25 protein-coding genes are annotated in these 25,646 nt (G+C 65.2%); 14 read left to right on the top strand and 11 right to left on the bottom strand.

The window, feature by feature from the left end; all coding sequences use genetic code 11:
* Positions 1-11 precede the first annotated feature (11 nt).
* The 6 genes from trpC to rpe form a co-directional block, all read right to left on the bottom strand.
* Complete coding sequence (trpC, locus tag GA566_RS14065) at positions 12-815, bottom strand: indole-3-glycerol phosphate synthase TrpC (protein ID WP_137927750.1); 804 nt, start codon at positions 813-815, stop codon at positions 12-14.
* 6 nt (positions 816-821) lie between these two features.
* On the bottom strand, positions 822-1,850 hold the full coding sequence (gene trpD, locus GA566_RS14060; RefSeq protein ID WP_137927751.1) for an anthranilate phosphoribosyltransferase: 1,029 nt from the start codon (positions 1,848-1,850) through the stop codon (positions 822-824).
* Between the two features lie 62 nt (positions 1,851-1,912).
* Complete coding sequence (locus GA566_RS14055) at positions 1,913-2,482, bottom strand: aminodeoxychorismate/anthranilate synthase component II (protein ID WP_137927752.1); 570 nt, start codon at positions 2,480-2,482, stop codon at positions 1,913-1,915.
* Positions 2,483-2,499: 17 nt separating this feature from the next.
* Positions 2,500-4,020, bottom strand: a complete 1,521-nt coding sequence (trpE, locus tag GA566_RS14050) for an anthranilate synthase component I (protein ID WP_160473020.1) — start codon at positions 4,018-4,020, stop codon at positions 2,500-2,502.
* Positions 4,021-4,514: 494 nt separating this feature from the next.
* A complete protein-coding gene (gene gph / locus GA566_RS14045) occupies positions 4,515-5,249 on the bottom strand; it encodes a phosphoglycolate phosphatase (RefSeq protein ID WP_137927754.1) in 735 nt (244 codons plus the stop codon).
* A 2-nt stretch (positions 5,250-5,251) separates the two neighbouring features.
* Positions 5,252-5,953: a ribulose-phosphate 3-epimerase gene (gene rpe / locus GA566_RS14040; protein WP_137927765.1), complete on the bottom strand. Its 702-nt coding sequence runs from the start codon at positions 5,951-5,953 to the stop codon at positions 5,252-5,254.
* 217 nt (positions 5,954-6,170) lie between these two features.
* Between rpe and apaG the strand changes: the two genes are divergently transcribed.
* Positions 6,171-6,545 carry a Co2+/Mg2+ efflux protein ApaG gene (gene apaG / locus GA566_RS14035; protein ID WP_137927755.1) on the top strand — a complete coding sequence of 125 codons (375 nt, stop codon included), beginning with the start codon at positions 6,171-6,173 and terminating at the stop codon, positions 6,543-6,545.
* A gap of 33 nt (positions 6,546-6,578) precedes the next feature.
* Here the strand turns inward: apaG and GA566_RS14030 are convergent, their stop codons facing one another.
* Positions 6,579-6,788 carry a hypothetical protein gene (locus GA566_RS14030; RefSeq protein WP_160473019.1) on the bottom strand — a complete coding sequence of 70 codons (210 nt, stop codon included), beginning with the start codon at positions 6,786-6,788 and terminating at the stop codon, positions 6,579-6,581.
* Between the two features lie 159 nt (positions 6,789-6,947).
* Here GA566_RS14030 and GA566_RS14025 point away from each other — a divergent pair, with 159 nt between their 5' ends.
* The 11 genes from GA566_RS14025 to cobA all read left to right on the top strand — a co-directional run bounded on the left by GA566_RS14025 (position 6,948) and on the right by cobA (position 17,600).
* Positions 6,948-8,075 carry a murein transglycosylase A gene (locus tag GA566_RS14025; RefSeq protein ID WP_160473306.1) on the top strand — a complete coding sequence of 376 codons (1,128 nt, stop codon included), beginning with the start codon at positions 6,948-6,950 and terminating at the stop codon, positions 8,073-8,075.
* A 334-nt stretch (positions 8,076-8,409) separates the two neighbouring features.
* Positions 8,410-10,041, top strand: coding sequence for a nitrite reductase (locus GA566_RS14020; protein WP_160473018.1), 1,632 nt, complete (start codon positions 8,410-8,412; stop codon positions 10,039-10,041).
* A 109-nt stretch (positions 10,042-10,150) separates the two neighbouring features.
* Positions 10,151-10,465, top strand: a complete 315-nt coding sequence (locus tag GA566_RS14015) for a c-type cytochrome (RefSeq protein WP_137927758.1) — start codon at positions 10,151-10,153, stop codon at positions 10,463-10,465.
* Positions 10,466-10,501: 36 nt separating this feature from the next.
* On the top strand, positions 10,502-10,825 hold the full coding sequence (locus GA566_RS14010; protein ID WP_237380347.1) for a cytochrome c: 324 nt from the start codon (positions 10,502-10,504) through the stop codon (positions 10,823-10,825).
* Positions 10,756-12,003: a cytochrome D1 domain-containing protein gene (locus GA566_RS14005; protein WP_202126700.1), complete on the top strand. Its 1,248-nt coding sequence runs from the start codon at positions 10,756-10,758 to the stop codon at positions 12,001-12,003. Before GA566_RS14010 ends, GA566_RS14005 begins: the two co-directional genes overlap by 70 nt.
* 5 nt (positions 12,004-12,008) lie before the next feature.
* Positions 12,009-12,992, top strand: a complete 984-nt coding sequence (locus GA566_RS14000) for an Lrp/AsnC family transcriptional regulator (RefSeq protein ID WP_160473016.1) — start codon at positions 12,009-12,011, stop codon at positions 12,990-12,992.
* On the top strand, positions 12,989-13,471 hold the full coding sequence (locus tag GA566_RS13995; protein WP_160473015.1) for an Lrp/AsnC family transcriptional regulator: 483 nt from the start codon (positions 12,989-12,991) through the stop codon (positions 13,469-13,471). The genes GA566_RS14000 and GA566_RS13995 overlap by 4 nt, the downstream gene beginning before the upstream one ends.
* Positions 13,472-13,481: 10 nt before the next feature.
* Positions 13,482-14,048: an Lrp/AsnC family transcriptional regulator gene (locus tag GA566_RS13990; RefSeq protein WP_160473014.1), complete on the top strand. Its 567-nt coding sequence runs from the start codon at positions 13,482-13,484 to the stop codon at positions 14,046-14,048.
* A complete protein-coding gene (gene nirJ, locus GA566_RS13985) occupies positions 14,041-15,204 on the top strand; it encodes a heme d1 biosynthesis radical SAM protein NirJ (RefSeq protein ID WP_160473013.1) in 1,164 nt (387 codons plus the stop codon). Before GA566_RS13990 ends, nirJ begins: the two co-directional genes overlap by 8 nt.
* A complete protein-coding gene (locus tag GA566_RS13980; RefSeq protein WP_160473012.1) occupies positions 15,201-16,679 on the top strand; it encodes a nitrite reductase in 1,479 nt (492 codons plus the stop codon). The genes nirJ and GA566_RS13980 overlap by 4 nt, the downstream gene beginning before the upstream one ends.
* 12 nt (positions 16,680-16,691) lie before the next feature.
* On the top strand, positions 16,692-17,600 hold the full coding sequence (cobA, locus tag GA566_RS13975; protein ID WP_237380175.1) for a uroporphyrinogen-III C-methyltransferase: 909 nt from the start codon (positions 16,692-16,694) through the stop codon (positions 17,598-17,600).
* Between the two features lie 77 nt (positions 17,601-17,677).
* On the opposite strand, the gene GA566_RS13970 is transcribed toward cobA, so the two are convergent.
* Positions 17,678-19,957, bottom strand: a complete 2,280-nt coding sequence (locus GA566_RS13970; RefSeq protein ID WP_160473011.1) for a nitric-oxide reductase large subunit — start codon at positions 19,955-19,957, stop codon at positions 17,678-17,680.
* Between the two features lie 155 nt (positions 19,958-20,112).
* Here GA566_RS13970 and norR point away from each other — a divergent pair, with 155 nt between their 5' ends.
* Positions 20,113-21,753 carry a nitric oxide reductase transcriptional regulator NorR gene (norR, locus tag GA566_RS13965; RefSeq protein ID WP_160473010.1) on the top strand — a complete coding sequence of 547 codons (1,641 nt, stop codon included), beginning with the start codon at positions 20,113-20,115 and terminating at the stop codon, positions 21,751-21,753.
* Here the strand turns inward: norR and paaK are convergent.
* From paaK to paaG, 3 genes are all read right to left on the bottom strand, one after another.
* Positions 21,654-22,958: a phenylacetate--CoA ligase PaaK gene (paaK, locus tag GA566_RS13960; RefSeq protein ID WP_160473009.1), complete on the bottom strand. Its 1,305-nt coding sequence runs from the start codon at positions 22,956-22,958 to the stop codon at positions 21,654-21,656. The two genes, norR and paaK, sit on opposite strands and share 100 nt — an antisense overlap.
* 69 nt (positions 22,959-23,027) lie before the next feature.
* On the bottom strand, positions 23,028-23,468 hold the full coding sequence (gene paaI / locus GA566_RS13955) for a hydroxyphenylacetyl-CoA thioesterase PaaI (RefSeq protein ID WP_160473008.1): 441 nt from the start codon (positions 23,466-23,468) through the stop codon (positions 23,028-23,030).
* Positions 23,469-23,510: 42 nt separating this feature from the next.
* On the bottom strand, positions 23,511-24,350 hold the full coding sequence (paaG, locus tag GA566_RS13950) for a 2-(1,2-epoxy-1,2-dihydrophenyl)acetyl-CoA isomerase PaaG (RefSeq protein WP_160473007.1): 840 nt from the start codon (positions 24,348-24,350) through the stop codon (positions 23,511-23,513).
* A 276-nt stretch (positions 24,351-24,626) separates the two neighbouring features.
* Here paaG and GA566_RS13945 point away from each other — a divergent pair, with 276 nt between their 5' ends.
* Positions 24,627-25,403 carry an enoyl-CoA hydratase gene (locus tag GA566_RS13945; protein ID WP_137928550.1) on the top strand — a complete coding sequence of 259 codons (777 nt, stop codon included), beginning with the start codon at positions 24,627-24,629 and terminating at the stop codon, positions 25,401-25,403.
* The last annotated feature ends 243 nt before the right edge of the window (positions 25,404-25,646 follow it).

The raw sequence follows: 25,646 nt of genomic DNA, 5'->3' as shown, positions 1-25,646 counted from the left end.
TTCGCAACCGCTCAGGCGAACAGGCGAGCCAGTTCGACGCCCGGCTCCGGCGCACGCATGAACGCCTCGCCCACCAGGAACGCGTGGACATTGGCATCGCGCATGCGCTGCACATCGGCTGGTCCCAGGATGCCCGACTCGGTCACCACCAGCTTCTCCGCCGGAATCTGCGGCAGCAGGGCCAGCGTGTTGTCGAGCGAGACCTCGAACGTGCGCAGGTTGCGATTGTTGATGCCCAGCAGCGGCGTCTTCAGGCGCAGCGCGGCGTCGAGTTCGTCGGCGCCGTGGACTTCCACCAGCACGTCCATGCCGAGTTCGAGCGCACAGGCTTCGAGTTCCGCCATCAGGCCGTGGTCGAGTGCGGCCACGATCAGCAGGATGGCATCGGCGCCCCAGGTGCGCGCTTCGTAGACTTGGTACAGATCGACCATGAAGTCCTTGCGCAGCGCCGGCAGCGGGCAGGCACCACGCGCACGCTTCAGGTATTCGGCGTGGCCCTGGAAGAAGTTCACATCGGTCAGTACCGAGAGGCAGGCCGCGCCGTGCGTGGCGTAGCTTTCGGCGATGGCCTCGGGCACGAAGTTCTCGCGCAGCACGCCCTTGGACGGCGACGCCTTCTTGACCTCGGCGATCACGCCAGCATGGCCAGCCGCGATCTTGTCGCGCAGCGCGCGTTCGAAACCCCGCGGCGCCAGCCCCGGTTCGGCGCGCAGCGCTTCGGCTTCGGCGCGCAGGCTCGGCAGGTCGCGCTTCTTGCGCGCGGCGGATACTTCGTCGGCCTTGACGGCCAGGATCTTGTCGAGAATGTCGGACATGGCGATTTACTTGAATTGCTGCGTGGCGCGCACGAAATGGTCGAGCTTCTCGCGGGCGGCGCCGCTGGCGATGGCTTCACGGGCGCGTTCGATACCGTCCTCGATGGAGCTGGCCACGTTGGCGGCGTACAGCGCCGTGCCCGCGTTCAGCGTGACGATCTCGCGCGGCGTGCCCGCCACGTTGCCGAGGGCTTCGAGCAGCATCTCCTTCGATTCGGCGGCGTCGGCCACCTTGAGACCCCGGTTGGAAATCATCGACAGGCCGAAGTCTTCCGGATGGATCTCGTACTCGCGCACTTCGCCATCCTTGAGTTCGCCCACGAGCGTAGCCGCGCCCAGCGAGACCTCGTCCATGCCGTCCTTGCCGTAGACCACGATGGCGTGCTGCGCGCCCAGGCGCTGCATCACGCGCACCTGGATACCGACGAGATCGGGATGGAACACGCCCATCAGGATGTTCGGCGCATCGGCCGGATTGGTCAGCGGACCCAGGATATTGAAGATGGTGCGGACGCCCATTTCCTTGCGGATCGGCGCCACGTTTTTCATGGCCGGGTGGTGCGTGGGCGCGAACATGAAGCCGATGCCGGTCTGTTCGATGCACTGGCCCACCTGATCCGGCGTCAGCATGATGTTCACGCCGAGGGCTTCAAGCACATCGGCGCTGCCGGACTTCGACGACACGCCACGGTTGCCGTGCTTGGCGATCTTGGCGCCAGCGGCGGCGGCCACGAACATCGACGCCGTGGAGATATTGAACGTATGCGAGCCATCGCCGCCCGTGCCCACGATATCGACGAAGTTCTGGCGATCGCTGACGGTCACGTGGTTGGCAAACTCGCGCATTACCTGTGCGGCAGCCGAGATCTCGCCGATGGTTTCCTTCTTCACGCGCAGGCCGGTCAGGATGGCGGCGGCCATCACCGGGCTGATCTGCCCCTGCATGATCTGCCGCATCAGATGCAGCATCTCGTCATGAAAAATCTCGCGGTGCTCGATGCAGCGGGTCAGCGCTTCTTGTGGCGTGATGGACATGGCGGATTCTTGGTCGGCTGGGGCGGGGGCGGCAGAGGCGTAGGTGTTGAATTCGGCGCGCCTCATCGCGGCGCCTTGATGAAATTGGCCAGCAGCGCATGGCCGTGTTCGGACAGGATCGACTCCGGGTGGAACTGCACGCCCTCGACATTCAGCGTCTTGTGGCGCACGCCCATGATCTCGCCGTCGGGCGTCCAGGCCGTGACTTCCAGGCAATCGGGCAACGTCTCGCGCTCGATGGCCAGCGAATGATAGCGCGTCACGTCGAAGTGCTTCGGCAGGCCAGCGAACACGCCTTCCTGCGTGGTTTCGATCTTGCTGACCTTGCCGTGCATCACCTGCTTGGCGCGGATGACTTTTCCGCCGAATGCCTCGCCGATGGCCTGATGGCCCAAGCACACGCCCAGCAGCGGCTTCTTGCCCGCGAAGTGCTTGAGCACGTCCACCGAGATGCCGGCTTCGCGCGGGCTGCAGGGGCCGGGCGAGACGCAGATATGGTCCGGGTTCAGCGCCTCGATATCGGCGATGGTGATCTCGTCGTTGCGATAGGTGCGCACATCGGCCCCGAGTTCGCCGAAGTACTGCACGAGGTTGTAGGTGAACGAGTCGTAGTTGTCGATCATCAGCAGCATGTCATCTCTCCCGGGGCTCAGAGGTCGGCGTCCAGGCCGTCCTGGACCTGTTCTGCGGCGCGGATCACGGCACGCGCCTTGGCTTCGGTTTCCTTCCATTCCGATTCGGGATCGGAGTCCGCCACGATGCCGGCCGCGGCCTGCACGTAGAGGTTGCCGTCCTTGATCACGCCGGTACGGATGGCGATGGCCAGGTCCATCTCGCCGCCGAACGACAGGTAGCCCACGGCGCCGCCGTAGATGCCACGCTTGCGCGGTTCCAGTTCGTCGATGATTTCCATCGCGTGCACCTTCGGCGCGCCGGACAGCGTGCCGGCCGGGAACGTGGCGCGCAGCACGTCGAGATTGCTGATGCCGTCGCGCAGCGTGCCTTCCACGGAACTGACGATGTGCTGCACGTGCGAGTACTTCTCGATCACCATCTTGTCGGTGACCTTGACCGAGCCGGTCTCGGCAATGCGGCCGATGTCGTTGCGCGCCAGGTCGATCAGCATGACGTGCTCGGCGATCTCCTTCGGATCGTTCAGCAGTTCGGTGGCCAGTTGCGTGTCACGTTCGGGCGTGCTGCCGCGCGGACGGGTGCCGGCCAGCGGACGGATCGTGACGATGCGCGCAGTCTCGGCATCGCCGTTCGTGCCGCCGACCTTGCGCGTCTCCTGCCGCACCAGGATCTCGGGCGAGGCGCCCACCACCTGGAAATCGCCGAAGTTGTAGAAGTACATATAGGGCGACGGGTTCAGCGAACGCAGCGCGCGGTACAGCGACAGCGGCGAATCCCGATACGGCTTCATCAGGCGCTGGCCGACCTGCACCTGCATCATGTCGCCGGCCATGATGTATTCCTTGGCCTTGTGCACGGCGGCCAGGTAATCCGCCTTGGCGAATTCGCGATAGACCTCGGTCTGCACCGACGGGCTCGTCACGGGCACGTCCACGGGCTGGCGCAGCTTCATGCGCAGTTCGCGCAGGCGCTGGCGGGCGCGGGGATAGGCTTCGGGCAGTGTCGGATCGGCGTAGACGATCAGGTAGAGCTTGCCGGAGAGGTTGTCGATGACCGCCAGTTCCTCGCACAGCAGCAACTGGATGTCGGGCAGGCCCAGGTCGTCGGGCATCTGCGTATCGGCCAGCTTCTTTTCGATGTAGCGCACAGCGTCATAGCCGAAGTACCCGGCCAGGCCACCGCAGAAACGCGGCAGGCCCGGACGCAGCGCCACCTTGAAGCGCTTCTCGAAGGCGGCGATGAAGTCCAGCGGATTGCCTTCGTGGGTTTCCACGACCTTGCCGTCGGTGACCACCTCGGCGCGATGGCCATAGGCGCGGATCAGCGTACGGGCATGCAGGCCGATGAACGAATAGCGGCCAAAGCGCTCGCCACCGACCACGGACTCCAGCAGGAAGGTATTCACGCCGCGCGTCTGCGACTGGGCCAGCTTCAGGTACAGCGACAGCGGCGTTTCCAGGTCGGCCAGCGCCTCCGCGATGATCGGAATGCGGTTGTAGCCCTGGTCGGCCAGCGATTTGAATTCGAGTTCGGTCATGTCGGTCCTCTTCTTGCGGCGCCGCCGAGTTTGGTCGGGTCAGGCGGCACCGTGATGAATGTCTGCGGAGGAGGGCGGATGCTTCGCGCAAGACCCCGCTCCGGGGTGGCCGGTCGTGCACATGACTTTCGCAAAGCTGCGCACACGGCCAGGAATGGCGCGCGGCACGTTCTCGAGGCTAACCGTAGCACAGGCGCAGGAGCGCAACCGGGACTACGGCGCTGGCGGAAGGATCTGCCGGAGAGGCCGGTTGCCGCATGGGAAACATGGGAACCGGTCCGGCTGAGCTTGGGGGGCTGCCAAGGTCCGCTGCGCGGATTGGCAATGCCCTGGCAAGCCCGTCAGGAAACTCGCGAACGCACTTTACGCCTGTTGAGAGGCGCGCCAGCGACGCCAGGGCCAAGCCTGCCGATCACTGCCAAGAAAGTTGCGTTTGCGGTTGAGGAACATTGAAGGTGTTCGGATTCGTCTGGGAGTCGTAATACTCGTAGTCGTCAAACTCGCCGATGCGCGCCCAGCAGGGCCGCCACACGGGCAATGTCGGCGACTATACCATCGGCATCAACGGCTTGTACAGGATTCCCATGGTTGTAACCATAGGGCATCAGCAGCACGCCCATGCCTGCCGCGCGGGCCGCCCGGGCGTCGTTTTCGGAGTCGCCGATGGCCAGCACGGCCGACGGATCGAGCCGGAACACCTCGGCCACCTTGAGCAACGGATAGGGGTCCGGCTTGCGCAGTGCAAAGGCGTCGCCGCCGTAGACCAGCTCGAAATACTGCGCCAGGCCGGTCTTGGCCAGCAGCGGCTCCGTGAAGTTCCAGGGCTTGTTGGTCACGCAGGCCATGCGCAGTCCCAGCCGCTTGAGCGCCGCCAAGCCCTCGCGCACATTCGGGTAGACATCGGAAAACTGGCCATTGATGCGCACGTACTCGCGGTCATAGAGCGCGTAGGCATCGGCAAACAGCCCGTTGGCGTGCAGCGGACTGAACCGGGCGTCCAGCACACGGCGGATCAGGTTCTCCGACCCTTTGCCCACAAAGCTGACGATCTCCTCGGCGGACATCGGCTCCACCGGCCCCAGGTTCGGATGCTGGTGCACGAGGGCCAGCAGCATCGCGTTGACCGCTGCGTGGAAGTCGCCAGCGGTATCGACCATGGTGCCGTCGAGATCGACGATCACCGCCTGGATACCGCTCCAGTCCGTGCGGCGCAGGATGTCTTCGCTCATCTTTACTTGCCAACCGTCGCCAGGACGTCGCGGAACGTGTTGAGGATGCCCTTGTAGCCGCCATCGGCATCAGGCTTGCCGAACACGGCGGAGCCGGCCACGAAGGTGTCGGCGCCGGCTGCAGCGATCTCGGCGATGTTGTCGGGCTTCACGCCGCCGTCCACTTCCAGCAGGATCTGGCGGCCGGTGCGCGCCGTGTAGGCGTCGATGCGGGCGCGGACGGCGCGCAGCTTGTTCAGCGTCTCGGGAATGAACGACTGGCCGCCGAAGCCCGGATTCACGCTCATTAGCAGAATCACGTCCAGACGATCCATGACGTGGTCCAGGTGATGCAGCGGCGTGGCCGGGTTGAACACCAGGCCGGCCTGGCAGCCGTTGTCGCGGATCAGCGCCAGCGAACGGTCGATGTGGTCGCTGGCTTCCGGGTGGAACGTGATGATGTTGGCGCCGGCGCGGGCAAAGTCGGGGATGATGCGGTCCACGGGGCGCACCATCAGGTGCACGTCGATCGGGGCCGTCACATGCGGGCGGATGGCCTCGCAGACCAGCGGACCCACGGTCAGGTTGGGCACGTAGTGGTTGTCCATCACGTCGAAGTGGATCCAGTCGGCGCCGGCTTCGGTGACGCGGCGCACTTCCTCGCCCAGGCGGGCAAAGTCTGCGGACAGGATGGACGGGGCGATGCGGTACGTGGGTTGGCTCATGGCTAGGCTCTGAAAGCGGGCGGTGTGCGGCAGGCAGCGCAGCCATGCCGCCGGAATGGCCGGTATTTTACGCCGATCGGCGGCCATCTCGCCCGGCGGCGTCTCGCAAGGGGCGCGGAATGCCCGCTTGCCGCTGCCAAGGGCTTGCCGCACAATGCGGACACCCGAGCCGCCGCCCCCGGCATGCGGCCAGCCCACCATCCTCACCCGTCGATCCATGAGCGAGTACGCGTTTTCCGTGGCGGTGCGCACGCACTACATGTCTGACCAGTCCGACCCCGACCGTGGGCGCTATGCGTTTGCCTACACGATCACCATCCACAACATCGGCGAAGTGGCCGCTCAGTTGATCTCGCGCCACTGGATCATCACCGACAGCGACAACGGCACGCAGGAAGTGGCCGGACTCGGCGTGGTGGGCCACCAGCCGCTGCTGAAGCCGGGCGAGCACTTCGAATATTCGAGTTGGGCCACGATCTCGACGCCGGTCGGATCGATGAAGGGCGACTACTTCTGCGTGGCCGAGGACGGCCACCGCTTCGAGGTGCCGATTCCCGAATTCGCCCTGGTGCTGCCGCGCATGCTCCATTGAGCGATATGGCCTGACACGAAAACGCGCCGGAACCTAAGCGTCCGGTGTGCGGTCTGCCTCCTTCGGTGCCGGCTGTCCTGTCTGGCTGGCACGCGAAGGGTGGTCATCCGGTGCGCGCGTGGGGCGGGGATTCTTCTTCGCCGTGCCCATCGTCCAGACCACGATGAAGATCAGCAGGAACAGCGCCACGCCGGCCTCGGCGGCCAGCAGCAGGGTGGGGTGGTTTTCGAAGAACTGGCTCATCGCTTGGTTGGAGACTCCGGGGGGCGCTTCGGAAGGTACTCGGGGACAGTCGACGGATCGGCTTGAGATTGTAGGACATGCGGGGTGGAACGCCGGCGCGAGCGTGAGAACGACCGCGCGCCGCAGCCCATTGCCCGCCACGCGGAACAAACAAACACGATGGCATATCAGCTTTCCCTGCGCGGCATCCGCGCGACTGCAAACGACCGGCTGGCGCTGCTGGCCTCGGTACTCGGCGCCGCGCTGCTGGCTGGCTGCATGAGTGGTCCGCCGCCGCGCATCCTGCCGCCGGGCGGCACGACCACGCCGCCTCCCACGTCACCGACGGCCGGACGTTTGCAACCGGCAAGCTGGGCCGAGATCGGCGGCTGGAGCCAGGACGATGTGCGCGCCGCGTGGCCGGCGCTGCAGGCCAGTTGCCAGGTGCTGAAGAAGAAGCCGGAATGGACCCGCGTCTGCGCGGTGGGCATGATGGTGGATGCCGGCGACCTGCCGGCCATGCGCAGCTACTTCGAGAACCACTTCCAGCCCTATCGCGTGATCAATGTCGATGGCACCGATAGTGGCCTGATCACCGGCTACTACGAACCCATCCTGCACGGATCGCGCACGCGCCAGGGCGCCTACCAGGTGCCGCTGTACCGGCGTCCCGTCCAGCTTGGCAAGGGCACGCTGCCTGCGCGCGGCGAACTGCTGCAGAACCCGGCGATGCGCGGTAGCGAACTGGTCTACGTGGACGATGCGGTGGAAGCCGCTTTCCTGCAGATCCAGGGCTCGGGCCGCATCCGGCTGGCCGACGGCAAGATCATGCGTGTCGGGTACGGCGGCACCAACGACCAGCCGTTCCGCTCGTTCGGCAAGTGGTTGCTCGACCGGGGCGAGATCACACCTTCGCAGGCAACGATGCAGGGCATCAAGGCTTGGGCGAAAGCCAACCCGGCGCGTGTCGAGGAAATGCTGAACGTGAACCCGCGTTTCGTGTTCTTCCGCGAACTGCCGCCCAATAACGATGGCCCGGTGGGCGCGCTAGGCGTGCCGCTGACCGCCGAACGCTCGATCGCCGTGGACCCGGCCACGATTCCGCTAGGCGTGCCGGTGTTCCTGTCCACCACGCGCCCGCTTTCCACCGAGCCGATCCAGCGCCTGATGTTCGCCCAGGACACCGGCTCCGCCATCAAGGGCGGCGTCCGCGCCGACTTCTTCTGGGGCGCCGGCGACGCCGCCGGCGAAACCGCCGGCCGCATGAAGCAGGGCGGCAAGATGTGGGTGCTGATGCCGCGAGGCTGACCCTTCGCTAGGTGTTCTCCCTTCTCCCGCTTTGCGGGAGAGGGGCGGGGGAGAGGGCAAGCGGTGCAATTTGCGACAAGTCGGCAAGCAGACCCTCCGACCCTCTCCCCCAACCCCTCTCCCACTCCGCGGGAGAGGGGAGCCAAAAACCCCTCGGTATCCGAAGCTCTTTCGGACCAAAAACCCCCGCCGCTAACGTTCTCCGCTGAACTCCCACCCGACCTATCGGGCAGTTGATTGCCATCAATCCCGCTTTCTCGCTTTATCCCGATGATGGGCGCATCGGACGTGTTGACCACGCCAATGCTTTTCCCACCCTCGCAAGAGAAGAATCATGAAGGCGAAGAGATGGAGGTTCCCCGCGCTGGCGGCGTTGCCGCTGGCCCTATGGATCGGCCAGGGTCATGCGGCATCCCCGCCGACGTTGACGGCCGGCGAGTTCGACACGGCCCGACAGATTTACTTCGAGCGATGTGCTGGTTGCCACGGTGTGCTGCGCCGCGGCGCCACGGGCAAGGCGCTGACGCCGGACATCACGGTGGCGCGCGGCACGGAATACCTGAAGACGTTTATCAAGTACGGCAGTCCGGCCGGCATGCCGAACTGGGGCACCTCGGGTGACCTGTCCGATGCCGAGGTGGACCTGATGGCACGCTACGTCCAGTTGGAGCCACCGACCCCGCCGGAATTTTCCCTCGCGGATATCGAGAAATCGCGCAAGGACATCATGCCGGTGGGCAAGCGGCCCACGCGCAAGATGAACAGCTACAACCTGGAGAATCTGTTCTCGGTCACGCTGCGCGATGCCGGGGAAGTGGCGCTGATCGACGGCGACAGCAAGCAGATCATCAACATCATCAAGACCGGCTACGCGGTGCATATCTCGCGGATGTCGGCGTCAGGGCGCTACCTGTACGTGATCGGACGCGATGCGCGCCTGAACCTGATCGATCTCTGGTTGCCCAGGCCCGACAACGTGGCCGAGGTGAAGATCGGGATGGAGGCGCGTTCCGTCGAGACTTCCAAGTACAAGGGTTACGAAGACAAGTACGCCGTGGCGGGCGCCTACTGGCCGCCGCAGTACGTGATCATGGAAGGCGAGACGCTCAAGCCGCTCAAGGTGGTGTCCACACGCGGCATGACCGTGGACAACGAATATCACCCCGAGCCGCGCGTGGCGTCCATCGTCGCCAGCCATTTCCATCCCGAGTTCGTCATCAATGCCAAGGAGACCGGCAAGATCCTGATGGTGAACTACGCGGACCTGGAGAACCTCAAGACCACGACCATCGACGCGGCGAAGTTCCTCCACGACGGCGGCTTCGATTCCACGGGGCGGTACTTCCTGGTGGCCGCCAACGCCTCGGACAAGATCGCCGTGGTCGATACCAAGGAGGATCGCCTGGCCGCGCTGGTCGACGTGGGCAAGACGCCACACCCCGGACGGGGCGCCAACTTCATCCATCCGACCTTTGGGCCGGTCTGGGCCACGAGCCATCTTGGCGACGAGACGATCAGCCTGATCGGCACCGATCCGGAGGGCCACAAGGCGCAGGCGTGGAAGGTGGTGCAGACGCTCAAGGGGCAGGGCGGTGGCTCGCTCTTCATCAAGACGCATCCCAAGTCTCGCAACCTCTGGGTCGATACACCGTTCCACCCCGACAACAAGCTCAACCAGTCGGTGGCCGTGTTCGACACGAAGCGGCTCGATGGCGGATTCGAAGTGCTGCCGATCGCGCAGTGGGCCAACCTCAAGGGCGACGGTGCCAAGCGCGTGGTGCAGGCGGAATACAACCATGCCGGAGACGAGGTGTGGTTCTCGGTCTGGGGCACCAAGGATCAGGAGTCGGCGCTCGTAGTGGTCGATGACAGGACCCGCAAGCTCAAGACCGTGATCCGGGACCCGCGCCTGATCACGCCCACGGGCAAGTTCAACACGTACAACACCCGGCACGACGTCTACTGACTTGCTGGCCCGGACGGGAGGACGGCTGGCGCCGCGCGCGCCTGTTTCCTCCCAACGCCCAATCCATCCTCTGCCTTCCACCTTCCATCCGAAATTTCAGGAGAACACCATGCATCCCGCAAAAGTCCTTGGCACGGCGATGACCGCACTGACGGCTCTGGCGCTCCCCCTATCTGCACATGCCAGCCTGGAACTCGCCAAGAGCAAGAACTGCATGGCTTGCCACGCCGTCGACAAGAAGGTGCTAGGGCCGTCGTACAAGGACGTGGCCGCCAAGTACAAGGGCGACAAGGGCGCCGCGGCCCAGGTCGCGCAGAGCATCCTCAAAGGCAGTAGCGGACGCTGGGGCGGTATTCCGATGCCGCCGAACGCCGTGAGCGAGGCCGACGCGAATGCGCTGGCCAAATGGGTGCTCGGACTTTGATCCATGGCACGGGGCAAGGCATCGCTCGTGCTGGCGATGGGCATGGTGTCCGTCGCCACCGCCGTACACGCCGAGCCATCGGCGGCACGGCAGGCGCAACTCGCCGGCTGGCTGCGCAATGACTGTGGCGCGTGTCATGGCATGACGCTACAGGGCGGACTCGGTTCGCCGCTGACGGCTGCGGCATTGGCCGGCAAGCCACGCGACAGCCTTGTGGCCACGGTGATGCTGGGCCGCCCCGGCACGCCCATGCCGCCCTGGCAACCGTTCATGACGCAGGAAGAAGCCCAATGGCTGATCGATCGACTCCAGGCCGGCACGCCGCCGCCCCCCTCGCCCGCCACTATCTCGCACGACTGATGCGCCGTGTGGTGCTGTGGCTTGGCGCAACCTGCGTGGCCTCGGCTTGCTCGACCGCGCCGTCCGTCAACGTGCGCGGAACGGGCGACCTCGGCGTGGTAATCGAGCGCGCATCCGGACGCATCCAGATCGTGGAGACCTCCGGCATGACGCGGCTCGGTACGGTGGAGGGGTTTGGCGATCTGTCGCACGCGAGCGTAGTGTTCGCACGCGATGGCCGCCACGGCTATGTGTTCGGCCGCGACGGTGGCCTGACGCGCGTCGACCTGCTCGGCATGCGCATCACACATCGGGTCATGCAGGCGGGCAACAGCATCGGCGGCGCCATTCTGCAGAACGGTCGCGTGGTGGCCGCGCAGAACTACGCACCGGGTGGGGTCAAGCTGTTCGATGCCGCCACGCTTGCGTTGCTGGCCGATATCCCGGCGATTGGCCGCGATGGCCGGCCCTCGAAGGTGGTCGGTCTGGCCGATCTGCCCGGGCAGCGTCTCGCTGCGAGTCTTTTCGAAGCGGGCGAGATCTGGATCATCGACGCCGCCGATCCACGCAAGCCCACTGTCACGAAGCTCGCTGCCGGCAAGCAGCCCTACGATGGACTGGTAACGCCCGAGGGCCGCTGGTACCTGGCGGGCCTGTTCGGCGAGGACGGCCTGTCGCTGGTCGATCTCTGGCAGACGCCGCCGATGGCACGCAAGGTGCTGTCGGGGTATGGCCGGGGCGAGACGCGGCTGCCTGTCTACAAGATGCCGCATCTGCGCGGTTGGGCGATGGCGCAAGGGCAGGCGTGGCTGCCAGCAGTGGGGCGCCACGAACTGCTGGTGGCAGATCCGGCGCATGACTGGCGCGAAGCGGGCCGCGTGGCCGTGGCGGGGCAGCCGGTCTTCGCGATGGCGCGCCCGGACGGACGCCAGGTCTGGGTGAACTTTGCATTTCCGAAGAACGACACCGTGCAGGTGATCGACACCGTCACGCGCAGCGTGGTCAAGACACTCACGCCTTGCCGGGGCGTGCTGCACATGGAGTTCACCCCGAAGGGCGAATCGCTGTGGCTTTCGTGCCGGGACGACAACCGCGTGGAGATTTACGACACCGCCACCTTCGAACGCGTGGCGACCCTGCCGGCTGACCAGCCTTCGGGCATCTTTTTCACCGCACGCGCCCAGCGCATGGGCATGTGACCACCATGTTCGACGAGCAACGCTTTTACGACCGCCTCCAACGCGATCTGCCCATCGAGCCCAGGCCCTTCCGCAGCGCGGGGGCGACGATGGATTTGTCGGAGCACGCCGTGCTGAGCGTGCTGGCGCGCGATGTGGGCGCGGGGCGTATCAGCCGGATCGGCGCGGTCTTTGCCCCCAACGTGATCGGCACCAGCACGTTGGCCGCGTTGGCCGTGCCGCCGTCCGAACTCGAAGAGGTGGCGGCGCGCGTCAATGCCTACGGCGCGGTGAGCCACAACTACGCGCGCAGCGGTCATCGCTACAACCTCTGGTTCGTCGCGGGCGCGCGCCACCGGGCCGCGCTCGACACGCTGCTGTTGCGCATCGCCTCCGACGTGGGCCAGATGCCGCTGGATCTGCCGATGGAGCGCGAGTACCACATCGACCTGGGCTTTCCGATCTCGGGCGCGCGTTCCCGCAGGAGCCGCCGGCGCATGCAACCACCGGCGGCGACGCTCCTCGACGATGACGAATGGCGTCTTGTGGCTGCGCTTGAAACGGGCTTGCCCCTGACGCCGGAGCCGTTTCATGCATTGGCACGGCAGTGCGGGGTGCCGCTGCACAGGGTGCTGACGCGCATCGCGCAATGGCGTGCGAGCGGCGTGATCCGCCGCTTTGGCGCCATCCTCCATCACCGGCCGTTCGGCTTCCGTCACAACGCAATGTGCGCGTGGGATGTGCCCGACGATTGCGTGGACAAGGTTGGCATCCGCCTTGCCGGTGTGGCGCCGGTCAGCCTCTGCTACTGCCGGACACGACGGGAGCCGGTCTGGCGCTACAACCTGTTTGCGATGGTCCACGCGCGGAGCGAGCCTGAGTTGCAGGCAGCGCTGGACCTGTTTGATCGCGAGGCAGGCATGGCGCCGATGCCCGGCGTGGTGCTGCGCAGCGGCACCTGCTACCGGCAGCGCGGCACCCGTTATAGCTGGGAGGCGACGCCGGGATGAATCCTGTCCACACGCCGGGCCGGCCGCCTGCCTGGCTCGATCCCATTGATCGCCGGATCGTCAACGCGCTGCAAAAAGGTCTGCCGCTGACGCCGCACCCGTATGCCGATGCGGCCAGATCGCTGGGCATCGTCGAGGCGGAATTGCTCAAGCGGTTGCACGCGCTGCTGGCGCGCGGCGTGCTGACGCGCTTCGGACCGCTGTTCCAGATCGAACAGGCCGGCGGCCAGTTCGTGCTGTGCGCGTGCCACGCGCCCGCACATCGGCTCGAAGCAGTTATCGCCGCAATCAATGCCTTTCCGGAAGTTGCCCACCACTACGAGCGTACCCATCACCTGAATCTCTGGTTCGTGGTCGCGGTGGCAAACAAGTCCGATGTTCCGGACACGCTCGTGCGCATTGCCGCTCGCGCGGACATCGACATCCTGCCATTCCCCAAGAAGCGCGAGTTCTTCGTCAACCTGTATCTACCCGTTTAGCCATCCAGCAATGCCGCAAGCGTCCCGCATCGTCCACGTTCCGAAACATACCGACTCATCCGGCCTCGCAGCCGCCCATACCTTCGACGCCATCGACCGGGCCCTGATCGCGGCCACGCAGGGTGGCCTGCCCCTCGTCGCGGAGCCCTGGCGCGTGCTGGGCGAACCGCTTGGCCTGCAGGGAGAGGAGGTGCTCGCGCGCTTTGTCGCGCTGCGCGATGCGGGTGTGCTGCGCCGGATTGCCGCCGTACCGAACCACTATGCGCTGGGATGGCGGGCCAACGGGATGACGGTGTGGAATGTGGATGACGCCCGGGCCGGGGAACTAGGCGAGCAGGTGGGCGCGCTGCCGTTTGTGAGCCACTGCTATCTGCGGCCCAGGCGTCAGCCCGGCTGGCCCTACAACCTGTTCGCGATGGTACATGCGCGGTCGCGCGAGCAGGCCATGCCGCAGGTGGAGGAAATCCGCGTGTTGCTGGGCGATGCCTGCCGCGCGCACGACGTGCTGTGGTCCACCCGCATCCTCAAGAAGACAGGCTTGCGACTGCCGGCTTCCCGGAGGGGCAACCATGTTTAGGCTGTCCCGTTTCATGGAGGCACTGCGCGACGGCGGGCCTGTGGCACCGAGGCGCAGGGCGGCGGGTCCGGTGGTGATCTGGAATCTGGTGCGGCGCTGCAATCTCAACTGCAAGCACTGCTACTCGACCTCTGCGGATACGGATTTCAAGGGCGAACTGTCGACCGAGGAAGCGCGCGCCGTGCTGCACCAACTCAAGGCGGCGGGGGTGCCGGCACTGATCCTGTCCGGCGGCGAGCCGCTGCTGCGCCCTGACCTCTACGACATCGCCGCACAAGCCAAGCTGCTGGGCTTTCATCTGTCGCTGTCGACGAACGGGACGCTGCTCGATGATCATCACGCCACACGCCTGATGGCCTCCGGATTCGACTATGTGGGCATCAGCTTCGATGGGCTGCGCGATACGCATGATCGCTTCCGGCGCAGCGTGGGCGCGTTCGATCAGGCATTGGACGGACTGCGCGCGGCCAGGGCAGCCGGCCTGCGCGTTGGCGTACGGATGACATTGACCGAAGCCAACGCCGATGAGCTACCCGACGTGGTGGCGCTGACGGAAGGCGAGGGCATCGACAAGTTCTATCTCTCGCATTTCAACTATGCGGGGCGGGGCAGCAGCCATCGCGCCGACGATGCGCATCACGCCCACACACGAGTGGCGGTGGACTGGCTGTTCGACCATGTGTGGGAGCGAACGCTGCGCGGCGACGCTGGCGATTTCGTGACCGGTAACAACGATGCCGACGGTGTGGCGCTGCTGTACTGGATCGCGCGGCGCCAGCCAGGTCGGCTTGCCGACATGCGGCAGCGGCTGGTGAACTGGGGCGGCAACGCCACCGGCGTGGGCGTGGCGAATATCGACAATCTCGGCCGCGTGCATCCGGACACGATGTGGTGGCATGTGACGATTGGCGATGTGCGCGAGCGCGCGTTTGCCGACATCTGGAGCGATCGGGATCATCCGTTGATGCATGGACTGAATGCCACACCCCGTCCATTGGAAGGACGCTGCGCCGTGTGCCTGCATCGCGACATCTGCAATGGCAATACGCGGGTGCGTGCCTACGCAGTCAGTGGTAATCCTTGGGCGGAGGACCCGGGCTGCTACCTGCTGGATGCCGAGACCGCCGAGGCCCCCGGCGCGGAGGTGGCAGGATGAAAGCGCTTCTTGTCGGTCTTGCCTGGGTGGCCATGGCGCTCGGCGGGGCACACGCGGCGGAGACCACCGACCTCGCCGTCGTGTATCGCGCCAACTGCGCCGCTTGTCACGGTGTCGACCGGTTGGGTGCGATGGGACCGGCGCTGCTGCCCGAGAGCCTGGAGCGGCTGAAGCCCGATGCCTTGCGCGATGTACTGCGCCATGGCCGGCCCGCCACGCAGATGCAGGGGTTCGCCGGTGTGTTGTCCGAACCAGTGCTCGATCAACTGGTGTCCTGGCTGCGCACGGCGCCGGCAGCCACGCCGCACTGGGAAGCCGACGATATCCGCGCGTCGCGCACGGTGATCCACGCGTCAGGCAGCCTGCCGGGCCGGCCTGCCTTCGACACCGATCCGCTCAACCTGTTTCTCGTGGTGGAGTCCGGTAGTCATCACCTGAATGTGCTTGATGGCGACAAGCTGGAACCCATCCATCGATTCGCCACGCGCTTTGCCTTGCACGGCGGTCCGAAGTTCAGCCGCGACGGTCGCTTCGTCTTCGTAGCCAGCCGCGATGGATGGATCAGCAAGTACGACCTGTGGAATCTGACACTCGTGGCGGAAATCCGCGTCGGGCTGAATACGCGCAATGTCGCCGTCAGCGACGACGGCCAGTGGGTCATGGCCGGCAATACGCTGCCGCAGACGATGGTGCTGTTGCGTGCCGACGATCTTTCGCTCGCACGGATCTATCCAGTTGTAGGGAAGGGCGGGAGATCGTCGCGGGTGTCGGCCGTGTACGACGCCGCGCCGCGCGGGTCATTCATCGCTGCGCTACGCGATATCCCCGAGGTCTGGGAGATCCCCTATGCCACGCTGGAGCCGCGCGTCATCGCCCTGGATACCGTGCTCGACGATTTCTTTTTCGATCAGCCTTACCGGCACATCTTGGGCGCATCACGGGCGGGTAGCGGACAGGTGATCGACCTCGACGCAGGCCGCAAGGTCGCGGACCTCGCATTGAGCGGTATGCCGCACCTCGGCAGCGGCATCACCTGGTATCGCGGCGGCCGGGAGGTGATGGCCTCGCCCAACCTGAAAATGGGCCAGCTCAGTGTGATCGACATGGAGAGCTGGCAGACCGTGGCGACGATTCCCACTAACGGCCCGGGCTTCTTCATTCGCAGCCACGAGGCCACACCCTACGCGTGGACCGACGCGATGATGAGTCCGCGCCGCGACACCCTGCAGATCATCGACAAGCAGATGCTGAAAGTGGTGGGCACCGTGACACCGTCGCCGGGTCGTACCGCCGCGCATGTCGAATTCACGCGCGATGGCCGCTACGCGCTAGTCAGCCTGATGGAGCCCGATGGCGCCATCGTTGTCTACGACGCGGCCACGCTGCGCGAAGTCAAGCGGCTGCCGATGGACCGGCCGGTCGGCAAGTACAACGTCTTCAACAAGACCACGCGCTCTTCGGGGACGAGTCACTGACATGGATGAACGATGATGAATGCGAGCGATATCAAGGAGCGGAACGAGGGCGGTGCCCAGCAGCCCGGAAAGGTCTGGCTCGTCGGCGTGGGACCGGGTGACCCGGAATTGGTGACGGTGAAGGCCGTTCGTGCGCTGGCCGAGGCACAGGTGTGGCTGGTGGATGATCTCGTGCCGGCCTCGATCCAGAACTACGCGAGCCCCGGCACACAGATGGTGCCCGTGGGCAAGCGCGGGGGGCGGTGCTCGGTCAGCCAGACAAGTATTCAGGCGCTGACACTGGAGCACGCACGGGCAGGACGCTGCGTGGCGCGCGTGAAAGGTGGCGATCCGCTGACATTCGGCCGCGGTGGCGAGGAAGCCGCGTTCCTGCGTGGGCATGGTATCGAGGTGGAGGTGGTCAACGGCATTAGCAGTGGCGTGGCAGCCGCGCAGTCACTGGGCATCGCACTGACCCATCGCGAACATTGCCACGGCGTGACATTTGTGACCGCCCACACGCGCGGCGATGGCGATCCGGACTGGTGCGCGCTGGCCGCCAGCGGCACCACGCTCGTGATCTACATGGGCATGCTCCGGATCGCCTCCATTCGCGATGCGCTGCTACGGGCAGGCATGCGTCCTGACACGCCCGCAGCGGTGGTCATGCAGGCGAGTTGCAGTGATGAACGGCAGTGGACGGGCACGCTGCTCACGCTGGCGGACGCGATCGCAGCCGGACTCGAAAGCCCGGCCATCATCCTGATCGGCGACGTCGTGGGAACGGTGCCCGTAACGAAAGCGTCCGCGCCGGAGGTGCTGACACTGGCTGATTTGCCGCCGGTGTTCTCACCGCTTCCGGCTGTTTTGCTCCCCTCTCCCACAGAGTGGGAGAGGGGTTGGGGGAGAGGGCCTGAGGCTCTGCTTGCCGACCCGTCATGATCTGAACCGCTTGCCCTCTCCCCCGCCCCTCTCCCGCGAGCGGGAGAGGGGAGAAAGCCAAGAAGCGCAGCGCAGGTTCACTGCCTTGCGAGTTGCCCCTCGGTTGCCTCATTCACAGACCGCCCCACCACACCCTTCACCACCACCCAGACAAACATCAACGCCCCCACTAGAAACACCACATCCCCAAACGTTCGCACCCATCGCAAGGTCTGTAGCAGTGGCTGCTGCACGAACGCTTCGCTCCTCGCATACCAGAGCCCTTCGTTGATGCTGGCCAGCGCCTGGATGATCCCGATCGGCAGCAGACTCGTGGCGATCATCAGCACCAGCCCGCCGTTGAGGCTCCAGAAGGCCATCGACATCAAGCGCGAGTTCAACACGTAGGAAGGCCGCACATAGCGCAGCACCAGCAGCGTGAAGCCGAGCGCCAGGAAGCCGTAGACGCCGAACAGGGCCGCGTGGGCATGGACGGGGGTGGTGTTCAGGCCCTGCACGTAGTACAGCGAGATCGGCGGATTGATCATGAAGCCGAACACGCCGGCGCCGAGCATGTTCCAGAACGCCACGGCGGTGAAGCACATCACCGGCCAGCGCAGGTTGTCCATCCACCGCGCGCGGGCTTTCAGGCGCCAGTTTTCCCAGGCTTCATGGCCGAGCACGATCAGCGGCATGACCTCCAGCGCGGAGAACGTGGCGCCAATTGCCATCACGGGTGTGGTGGTGCCAGCGAAGTAGAGATGGTGGAACGTGCCCGGAATGCCGCCGAGCATGAACAACGATGCCGACGCCAGGCTTGCGGCCGTGGCCATCGGGCGCGAGACCAGCCCAAGAGTCGAGAAGATGAAGGCCAGCGCCGTGGTGGCGAATACTTCGAAGAAGCCTTCCACCCACAGGTGGACCACCCACCAGCGCCAATACTCCATGACGGTGAGGCTGGTTCGCTCGCCGTAGAACAATCCCGCGCCGTAGAACAGACCGATGGCGACCACCGACGAAGTGAGCAGTGCCAGCAGGTTCTTGTCGCTCGTGCCGCGTGCACGCAGGGCAGGTGCGATGCAGCGCATCATCAGCACCAGCCAGATGACGATACCGGCCAGCTTGCCGATTTGCCACAGGCGTCCCAGGTCCACGTACTCGTACCCCTGATGGCCGAGCCAGAAGTTCAGGTTCGCCGGCATCTTCTGCGCGATGGCCAGGTAGTTGCCCACAAACGAGCCCACCACCACGATGACCAGTGCCCAGAACAGGACATCGACGCCCAGCCGCTGGAACTTCGGGTCCTTGCCGCCGTTGATCAGCGGCGCCAGGAACAAGCCGGCGGCCAGGAATCCGGTGGCGATCCAGAACAGCGCGCTCTGGATGTGCCATGTCCGTGTCAGCGCATACGGGAACCACTGCGAGACATCCACGCCGTAGAACTTCTGTCCTTCGACCGTGTAGTGCGCGGTGAAGCCGCCGATCAGCACCTGGAAGGCGAACAGCGCCACCACCAGGAACAGGTATTTGCCAAGCGCCCGTTGCGAGGGTGTCAGGGCAAAGGTCGTCAGCGGATCGCGTGCCGGAGGCGCAGGCAGTGGGGCCTCCTTTCCGCGCAGGAACGCCCACGCCCAGATCAGCAGCCCCACGCCGGCCAGCAGCACCACCACGCTGGTGATCGACCAGACCACGTTCTCGGCGGTAGGCCGGTTGTCGATCAGCGGCTCGTGCGGCCAGTTGTTGGTGTAGGTGGCGGTGTGCCCAGGTCGTTCGGTAGCTGCCACCCAGGCCGTCCAGAAGAAGAACTGCGTCAGGCTGGTCCGACGCTCTGCTGACGGCAGCGTGTTCTCCTTCATCGCAAAGCTCTCGCGGCTGGTGCGCAGTTCTGGCGCATCGGAGAACAAGCGCGAGTAGTAGTTGGCAGTGAGCGCGATGGCCTTGGCCCGACGCTCCGATACGGTCAGCACGTTCGTTGCGACGTCAGCCTGATTGCCACGGTACTCGGCCTTGAGTTCTGCCCGCAGGGCGGCGCGGTCACCCACGTCGAGCGAGGCGTAGTCCTTTGCGTGGCGCTCGCGTGCGGCCAGGTCCAGCCAGGTGGTGAGTTCGCGATGGAGCCAGTCGGCGGTCCAGTCCGGCGCCTGGTAGGCACCGTGGCCCCAGACCGAACCGAGCTGCATGCCGCCGACCGATTGCCACGCGGTCTGTCCGTCGAGGATGTCCTCGGATGTGAACAGCGTGACGCCATCGACCGTGACGACCTTGGCGGGGATCGGCGGCTGCTGGCGGTAGACCTCCACGCCGTAGTAGCCGAGTAGCGAAAAGGTGATCGCCAGCACGGCGATCAGCGTGAACCATAGTTTCTTGTAGGGACCCATGATGGATTTGTTCCTTCGCAACAGATGTCGGCGCATCCTGTGCGAATCTCGTGCCGGAGCAAATGCATCGGAAATTCAATGATTTGCCGCGCCCCATGGTGATTCGAACCATACCGGGACGCGGTGAAACGAACCATGGAAGGGTGTTTTTAACCATGATTGGCGAACGTCTTATGGAGGATCTCTCGGCGGATCTGTCGCAGGCCGAGCGCATGCAGCGGCTGGTGGTGGGCCTGCGCGCGCAATTCCGTTGCGGCGCCGTGGCATTGCTCCAGCAGGAGGAAGACCATCTGCGGCCCGTGGCAGTGGACGGCCTGGTCCGCGACGCACTGGGTCGTCGCTTTGCCACCGGACTGCACCCCCGGCTCGCAGTTATCCTGGCCCGGCGCGATGTGACCTGTTTCGATCACGACAGCGTGCTGCCCGATCCTTACGACGGCCTGATCGACGAGCACGTGGGAGAGCCGCTGCCCGTGCACGACTGCATGGGCGTCAGCCTCCACGTCGAGGGCAAGCCGTGGGGCGTGCTGACACTCGATGCGTTGCAAGTGGGCACGTTCACTGCGGCTGCGCAGGCGGCACTGCGCCGGCTGATCCCGACAATCGAGGCAGCCATCCGTATGTCGCGGCTCGAAGCCGAGAATCGCGCACTGCGGCTAGGACGTACGGAGGCGCCTGCAGGCGAGGCAATACGCGACGACGGCGAGATCATCGGCCAGAGCGAAGCCGTGAGCCATCTGCTGCACGAACTGCGGGTGGTGGCCGACTCGGAGCTGCCGGTGCTGCTGCTCGGCGAAACGGGCGTGGGCAAGGAATTGTTCGCGCACCGGCTGCATCGGCTGTCGCGGCGCCGCAATCGTGCGCTGATCCACGTGAACTGCGCGGCGTTGCCGGAATCCTTGGCCGAGAGCGAACTGTTCGGCCATGCGCGCGGCGCGTTCTCCGGCGCAACGGGCGACCGGCCGGGCCGCTTCGAAGCCGCTGACGGTGGCACGCTGTTCCTCGACGAGGTGGGGGAGTTACCGCTATCGATCCAGGCCAAGCTGTTGCGGACGCTGCAGAACGGCGAGATCCAGCGGCTGGGGTCTGACCGGCCGCGCCGCGTGGATGTGCGGGTGATCGCGGCCACGAACCGGCACCTGCGCGAGTTGGTGCGGGCCGGGTCGTTCCGCGCCGATCTCTATCACCGGCTGTCCGTCTATCCAATCCCGATTCCGACGCTGCGCGAGCGCGGCAACGACGTGCTCCTGCTGGCCGGACACTTCCTCGAACTGAATCGGGCGCGGCTGGGGCTGCGCAGCCTGCGGTTGTCCGCCACGGCGCAGGTGGCGCTGCGGCGCTATCCCTGGCCGGGCAATGTGCGAGAACTGGAGCACGTGATCAGCCGCGCCGCGCTGAAGTGCGTCAGCCGGGGCGCGAGCCGCACCGACATCGTGACGCTGGATGCGGACCTTTTTGCCGACCTGTTCGCGGATTCGATTTCCGATCCGTCCGCCGCGCCGCCGGCGCCCCCTGTTCCCATCGCAGACGTTGGCATGACGCTGCGCGAAGCCGTGGATGCCTGCCAGCGCGCCTGTATCGAACAGGCATTGGCTGCGCAGGACGGCAACTGGGCGCAAGCGGCGCGGCTGCTGGGCGTGGATGCCAGCAACCTCCACAAACTGGCCAGCCGACTGGGCTACAAGCGCGATGCCGTTCAGCGCGGCCGGTTGTCCACGATCCGTCGCGCCTTACCCACAGATCGCTCAACGCCACCTTCGGGCAGGATCTCGATACCCGCCGACACGCCGATATAGGACTTGATATCGTGCGCCAGCATCGCTTGCGCCTGGCCGGCCACCGACGGATCGGCGCCATGGGCGCATTCCACGCGGACAGTGAGCGTATCGAGCGGGCCGTCCTTGTTCAGCACGCACTGGTAATGTGGTGCCAGTTCGCCGTGCTTGAGGATCAGTTCCTCGATCTGCGACGGAAAGACATTCACGCCGCGCACAATCATCATGTCGTCCGTGCGGCCCGTGATCTTCTCCATGCGCCGGAACGCGGCGCGCGCGGTGCCGGGTAGCAGCCGCGTCAGGTCGCGCGTGCGATAGCGCACCACGGGCATTGCTTCCTTGGTCAGCGATGTGAAAACCAGTTCGCCGAACTCGCCATCGGGCAGCACCTCGCCGGTGTCGGGATCGATGATCTCGGGATAGAAGTGGTCTTCCCAGATAGTAGGGCCGTCCTTGGTCTCGGCACATTCGTTGGCCACGCCAGGTCCCATGACTTCCGACAGCCCATAGATATCGACGGCGGAGATATTCATGCGCTTCTCGATGGCCGTGCGCATCTCGGGCGTCCAGGGCTCGGCCCCGAAGATGCCGATGCGCAGCGACGTGGAGGCCGGGTCGATGCCCTGGCGCTCCAGCTCGTCGGCAATCGCCAGCATGTAGCTTGGCGTCACCATGATGATCTCGGGCTTGAAGTCCTGGATCAACTGCACCTGCCGCTCGGTCTGGCCGCCGCCAAACGGAATCGCGGTGAGCCCGGCTTTCTCCACACCGTAGTGCGCACCGAGACCGCCCGTAAACAGGCCGTAGCCGTAGCTGATATGCACCTTGTCGCCACGCCGCGCACCTGACGCCCGGATCGACCGCGCCATCACCGTAGCCCAGGTATCGATGTCCTTCAGCGTATAACCCACCACCGTGGGCTTGCCCGTGGTGCCCGACGATGCGTGGATGCGCGCGATACGGTCCTGTGGCACGGCGAACATGCCGAACGGGTAGTGGTCGCGCAGATCCTTCTTCGTGGTGAGCGGGAATCGCGCGAGATCGGCCAGCGACTGCACCTGATCCGGATGGACGCCGGCCTCATCGAACTTGCGCCGATAGACGGGCGAGTTGTCATAGGCATGGCGCAGCGACCATTTCAGGCGATCAAGCTGCAGCGCCTGCAGTTCGGCTCGGCTGGCGTGCTCGATCGGCTCGAGCGGCAGATCGGTGGGGCGGGTACTCATCGATGTCTCCACATTCCGGGATCGGTGCGCTACGTTGGCGCGGGGGGAAGCTGTGCCAGTGCGAGAGATTTATGCGTCGGGCGGCGGCACCACATGGCCCTTGATCTGGGCCGACTTGCCGCGGAACATCGCCACCGGCTCTCCGGCTCGATTGGTCACTTTGATATCGTAGATGCCGTGCCGGCCGGACAGGATCTGCTCCTCGGCCTCGGCGGTCAGCACGTCGCCGCCCTGCACGGGCCGCAGGAACTCGATCGAGCAGCCCGACGCCACGGTGTTGATGTTGTGGCTGTTGCAGGCAAAGGCGAAGGCAGAATCGGCCAGCGTGAACATCAACCCGCCGTGGCAGATCGCATGGCCGTTCAGGAATTCCGGCCGCACAGTCATCGACAGCCGGGCATAGCCGGGCCGCACTGCATCGACGGAAATGCCAAGCCAGCGGCTGCATGCGTCGGATTCGTACATGGCGCGGGCGGCGGCCTCGGCCAAAGCCTGGGGATCTTGAGTCAAGCGACACTCCTTCCCGAAGGAATCAGTTGAACCGTTTGCTGTTCAGGCGCCAGTGAAATGCGGCGCGCGCTTTTCGAGAAAGGCATTTACGCCTTCCGTGTAGTCGTGCGACCGGCCAAGCTCGCGCTGAAGGTCACGTTCGAGATCGAGCTGCGCATCGAGCGTGTTCGTGGCGCTGGCCCGGAAACTCTGCTTGATGGCGGCCAGCGCGCGCGTGGGCTGCGAGGCGAGGTGCGTGGCGAGTGCCATGGCCTGTTCAGGCAACAGCGGATCGTCCATGACTTCCCAGATCAGGCCCCATTTCTCGGCGTCGTCGGCAGTTAGCCGATCGCCAGTCATGGCCAGTCCCATCGCGCGCGCCATGCCCAGCCGCTTCGGTAGTAGCCAGGTGCCGCCGGAGTCCGGCACGAGGCCAATCTTGACGAATGCCTGGATAAAGCTGGCGGACCGCGCGGCCAGCACGATGTCGCATGCCAGCGCCAGGTTCGCCCCGGCCCCGGCGGCCGTTCCGTTCACGGCGGCCAGCACCGGCAACGGCAGTGCCTGCAGCCGGCGGATCAGCGGATTGAACCAGGTATCGATCAGTTCGCCGAGGTCGGTGGCGTTCTCGGACGTGAAGTCCAGATCGGCAAGATCCTGCCCCGCGCAGAAACCACGGCCGGCGCCAGTCAGCAGCAGCGCCCGGGCGCCACCGGCTTCGACCTGATCAATCGCCTGCACCAGCACACGATGCATCTCGCGCGTAAAGCTGTTGAGCTTGTCGGGGCGATTCAGCGTGACCACGGCCACGTCAGCCTGCCAGCGCAGCAGGATCGGTCCGGATTCAATGGTGCCGCGCGCGCGTTGCGCCGGGGTGGGGGGCATGGTTGTCTCCTGCGCCATGTTGTTCTCCAGGTCGATGATGTGGGTCTTTGTCCACGAAGCGTCGCATGAGCCATTGTAGATAGCATGCGCGCCTGTTAAATAAACCGACCGGACGGTCGGCAAATAATAGAGGGGATGGGCGCGGGGCGCAATATGTCTGGCAACTGTGCCGGATCATCCGTCGCGATATTGCCAAGTCGACCCGCCTGGCGGCACACGCCGCCTTGACCGCTGCCACGGCAGCAGTGGAGTATCGATCCGCAATCAAAGACGCCCCCAACGATAGGAGAAGATATGTCGTACGAGAACATCCTGGTGGAGACCCGCGGCCGCGTCGGGCTGGTGACGCTGAACCGCCCGAAAGCGTTGAACGCCCTCAACGACGCCCTGATGGACGAACTGGGCGCGGCCCTGGTCGCTTTCGACGCCGACGAGGCGATCGGCTGCATCGTCATCACCGGCAGCGAGCGTGCGTTTGCGGCCGGTGCCGATATCGGCATGATGGCGAAGTATTCCTATATGGATGTCTACAAGGGCGACTACATCACCCGCAACTGGGAAACGATCCGTCGCATACGCAAGCCCGTGATTGCCGCCGTGGCCGGCTATGCGCTGGGCGGCGGGTGCGAGCTGGCGATGATGTGCGATATCGTCATCGCCGCCGATACCGCCAAGTTCGGCCAGCCCGAGGTCAAGCTCGGCACGATGCCCGGCGCCGGCGGCACGCAGCGACTGCCCCGCGCGGTATCCAAGGCCAAGGCAATGGACCTGTGCCTGACCGCCCGCATGATGGATGCCGCCGAAGCGGAACGGGCCGGACTGGTTTCGCGCGTGGTGCCAGCAGACAAGCTGCTCGAAGACACGCTCGCTGCGGCCGACACCATCGCGGGTTTCTCGCTCCCCGTGGTCATGATGATCAAGGAGTCGGTCAACGCCGCCTATGAGACAACGCTCAACGAAGGCGTCCACTTCGAGCGCCGACTTTTCCACTCCACCTTCGCTACGGAGGACCAGAAGGAAGGCATGGCCGCCTTTGTGGAGAAAAGAGCACCAAATTTCCGCCATCAATGATGTTGGGGTGCCAAAATAGGGAATACCCGAGGTGATAAGTAGGGTATTTGTAGGGCTGGAGAATTAATTTCCAGCCCTACTTTCCTTTTAAATCAATGGCTTGAACTGCATAATCCGAATTCCGCTCCACGGCTCCGTGACATACGTGTTGCAAAGCTTCCGAATCGGTCTTAATATTCGCCCCCTCGCAACACAAACCGCGCTGCAAACGCAGCGGCGACAAGGGTTGCGGGGCAGCAGTGG

The sequence above is a fragment of the Cupriavidus sp. SW-Y-13 genome, from assembly GCF_009793345.1.
Classification (GTDB): domain Bacteria; phylum Pseudomonadota; class Gammaproteobacteria; order Burkholderiales; family Burkholderiaceae; genus Cupriavidus.
Note: the sequence above shows the minus strand (reverse complement) of the source record. Positions and strands in the feature narration are given on the sequence as shown.

Coding starts and splice junctions, on each gene's coding strand:
- trpE (WP_160473020.1), bottom strand. CDS start 4,020: ATGACCGAACTCGAATTCAAATCGCTGGCCGACCAGGGCTACAACCGC.
- norR (WP_160473010.1), top strand. CDS start 20,113: ATGATTGGCGAACGTCTTATGGAGGATCTCTCGGCGGATCTGTCGCAG.
- paaG (WP_160473007.1), bottom strand. CDS start 24,350: ATGGCGCAGGAGACAACCATGCCCCCCACCCCGGCGCAACGCGCGCGC.
- trpD (WP_137927751.1), bottom strand. CDS start 1,850: ATGTCCATCACGCCACAAGAAGCGCTGACCCGCTGCATCGAGCACCGC.
- GA566_RS14015 (WP_137927758.1), top strand. CDS start 10,151: ATGCATCCCGCAAAAGTCCTTGGCACGGCGATGACCGCACTGACGGCT.
- GA566_RS14000 (WP_160473016.1), top strand. CDS start 12,009: ATGTTCGACGAGCAACGCTTTTACGACCGCCTCCAACGCGATCTGCCC.
- apaG (WP_137927755.1), top strand. CDS start 6,171: ATGAGCGAGTACGCGTTTTCCGTGGCGGTGCGCACGCACTACATGTCT.
- cobA (WP_237380175.1), top strand. CDS start 16,692: ATGATGAATGCGAGCGATATCAAGGAGCGGAACGAGGGCGGTGCCCAG.
- GA566_RS13980 (WP_160473012.1), top strand. CDS start 15,201: ATGAAAGCGCTTCTTGTCGGTCTTGCCTGGGTGGCCATGGCGCTCGGC.
- GA566_RS14025 (WP_160473306.1), top strand. CDS start 6,948: ATGGCATATCAGCTTTCCCTGCGCGGCATCCGCGCGACTGCAAACGAC.
- paaK (WP_160473009.1), bottom strand. CDS start 22,958: ATGAGTACCCGCCCCACCGATCTGCCGCTCGAGCCGATCGAGCACGCC.
- GA566_RS13945 (WP_137928550.1), top strand. CDS start 24,627: ATGTCGTACGAGAACATCCTGGTGGAGACCCGCGGCCGCGTCGGGCTG.
- GA566_RS14005 (WP_202126700.1), top strand. CDS start 10,756: ATGGCTGATCGATCGACTCCAGGCCGGCACGCCGCCGCCCCCCTCGCC.
- gph (WP_137927754.1), bottom strand. CDS start 5,249: ATGAGCGAAGACATCCTGCGCCGCACGGACTGGAGCGGTATCCAGGCG.
- trpC (WP_137927750.1), bottom strand. CDS start 815: ATGTCCGACATTCTCGACAAGATCCTGGCCGTCAAGGCCGACGAAGTA.
- rpe (WP_137927765.1), bottom strand. CDS start 5,953: ATGAGCCAACCCACGTACCGCATCGCCCCGTCCATCCTGTCCGCAGAC.
- GA566_RS14020 (WP_160473018.1), top strand. CDS start 8,410: ATGAAGGCGAAGAGATGGAGGTTCCCCGCGCTGGCGGCGTTGCCGCTG.
- GA566_RS14055 (WP_137927752.1), bottom strand. CDS start 2,482: ATGCTGCTGATGATCGACAACTACGACTCGTTCACCTACAACCTCGTG.
- GA566_RS13970 (WP_160473011.1), bottom strand. CDS start 19,957: ATGGGTCCCTACAAGAAACTATGGTTCACGCTGATCGCCGTGCTGGCG.
- GA566_RS13990 (WP_160473014.1), top strand. CDS start 13,482: ATGCCGCAAGCGTCCCGCATCGTCCACGTTCCGAAACATACCGACTCA.
- GA566_RS14010 (WP_237380347.1), top strand. CDS start 10,502: ATGGGCATGGTGTCCGTCGCCACCGCCGTACACGCCGAGCCATCGGCG.
- nirJ (WP_160473013.1), top strand. CDS start 14,041: ATGTTTAGGCTGTCCCGTTTCATGGAGGCACTGCGCGACGGCGGGCCT.
- GA566_RS14030 (WP_160473019.1), bottom strand. CDS start 6,788: ATGAGCCAGTTCTTCGAAAACCACCCCACCCTGCTGCTGGCCGCCGAG.
- GA566_RS13995 (WP_160473015.1), top strand. CDS start 12,989: ATGAATCCTGTCCACACGCCGGGCCGGCCGCCTGCCTGGCTCGATCCC.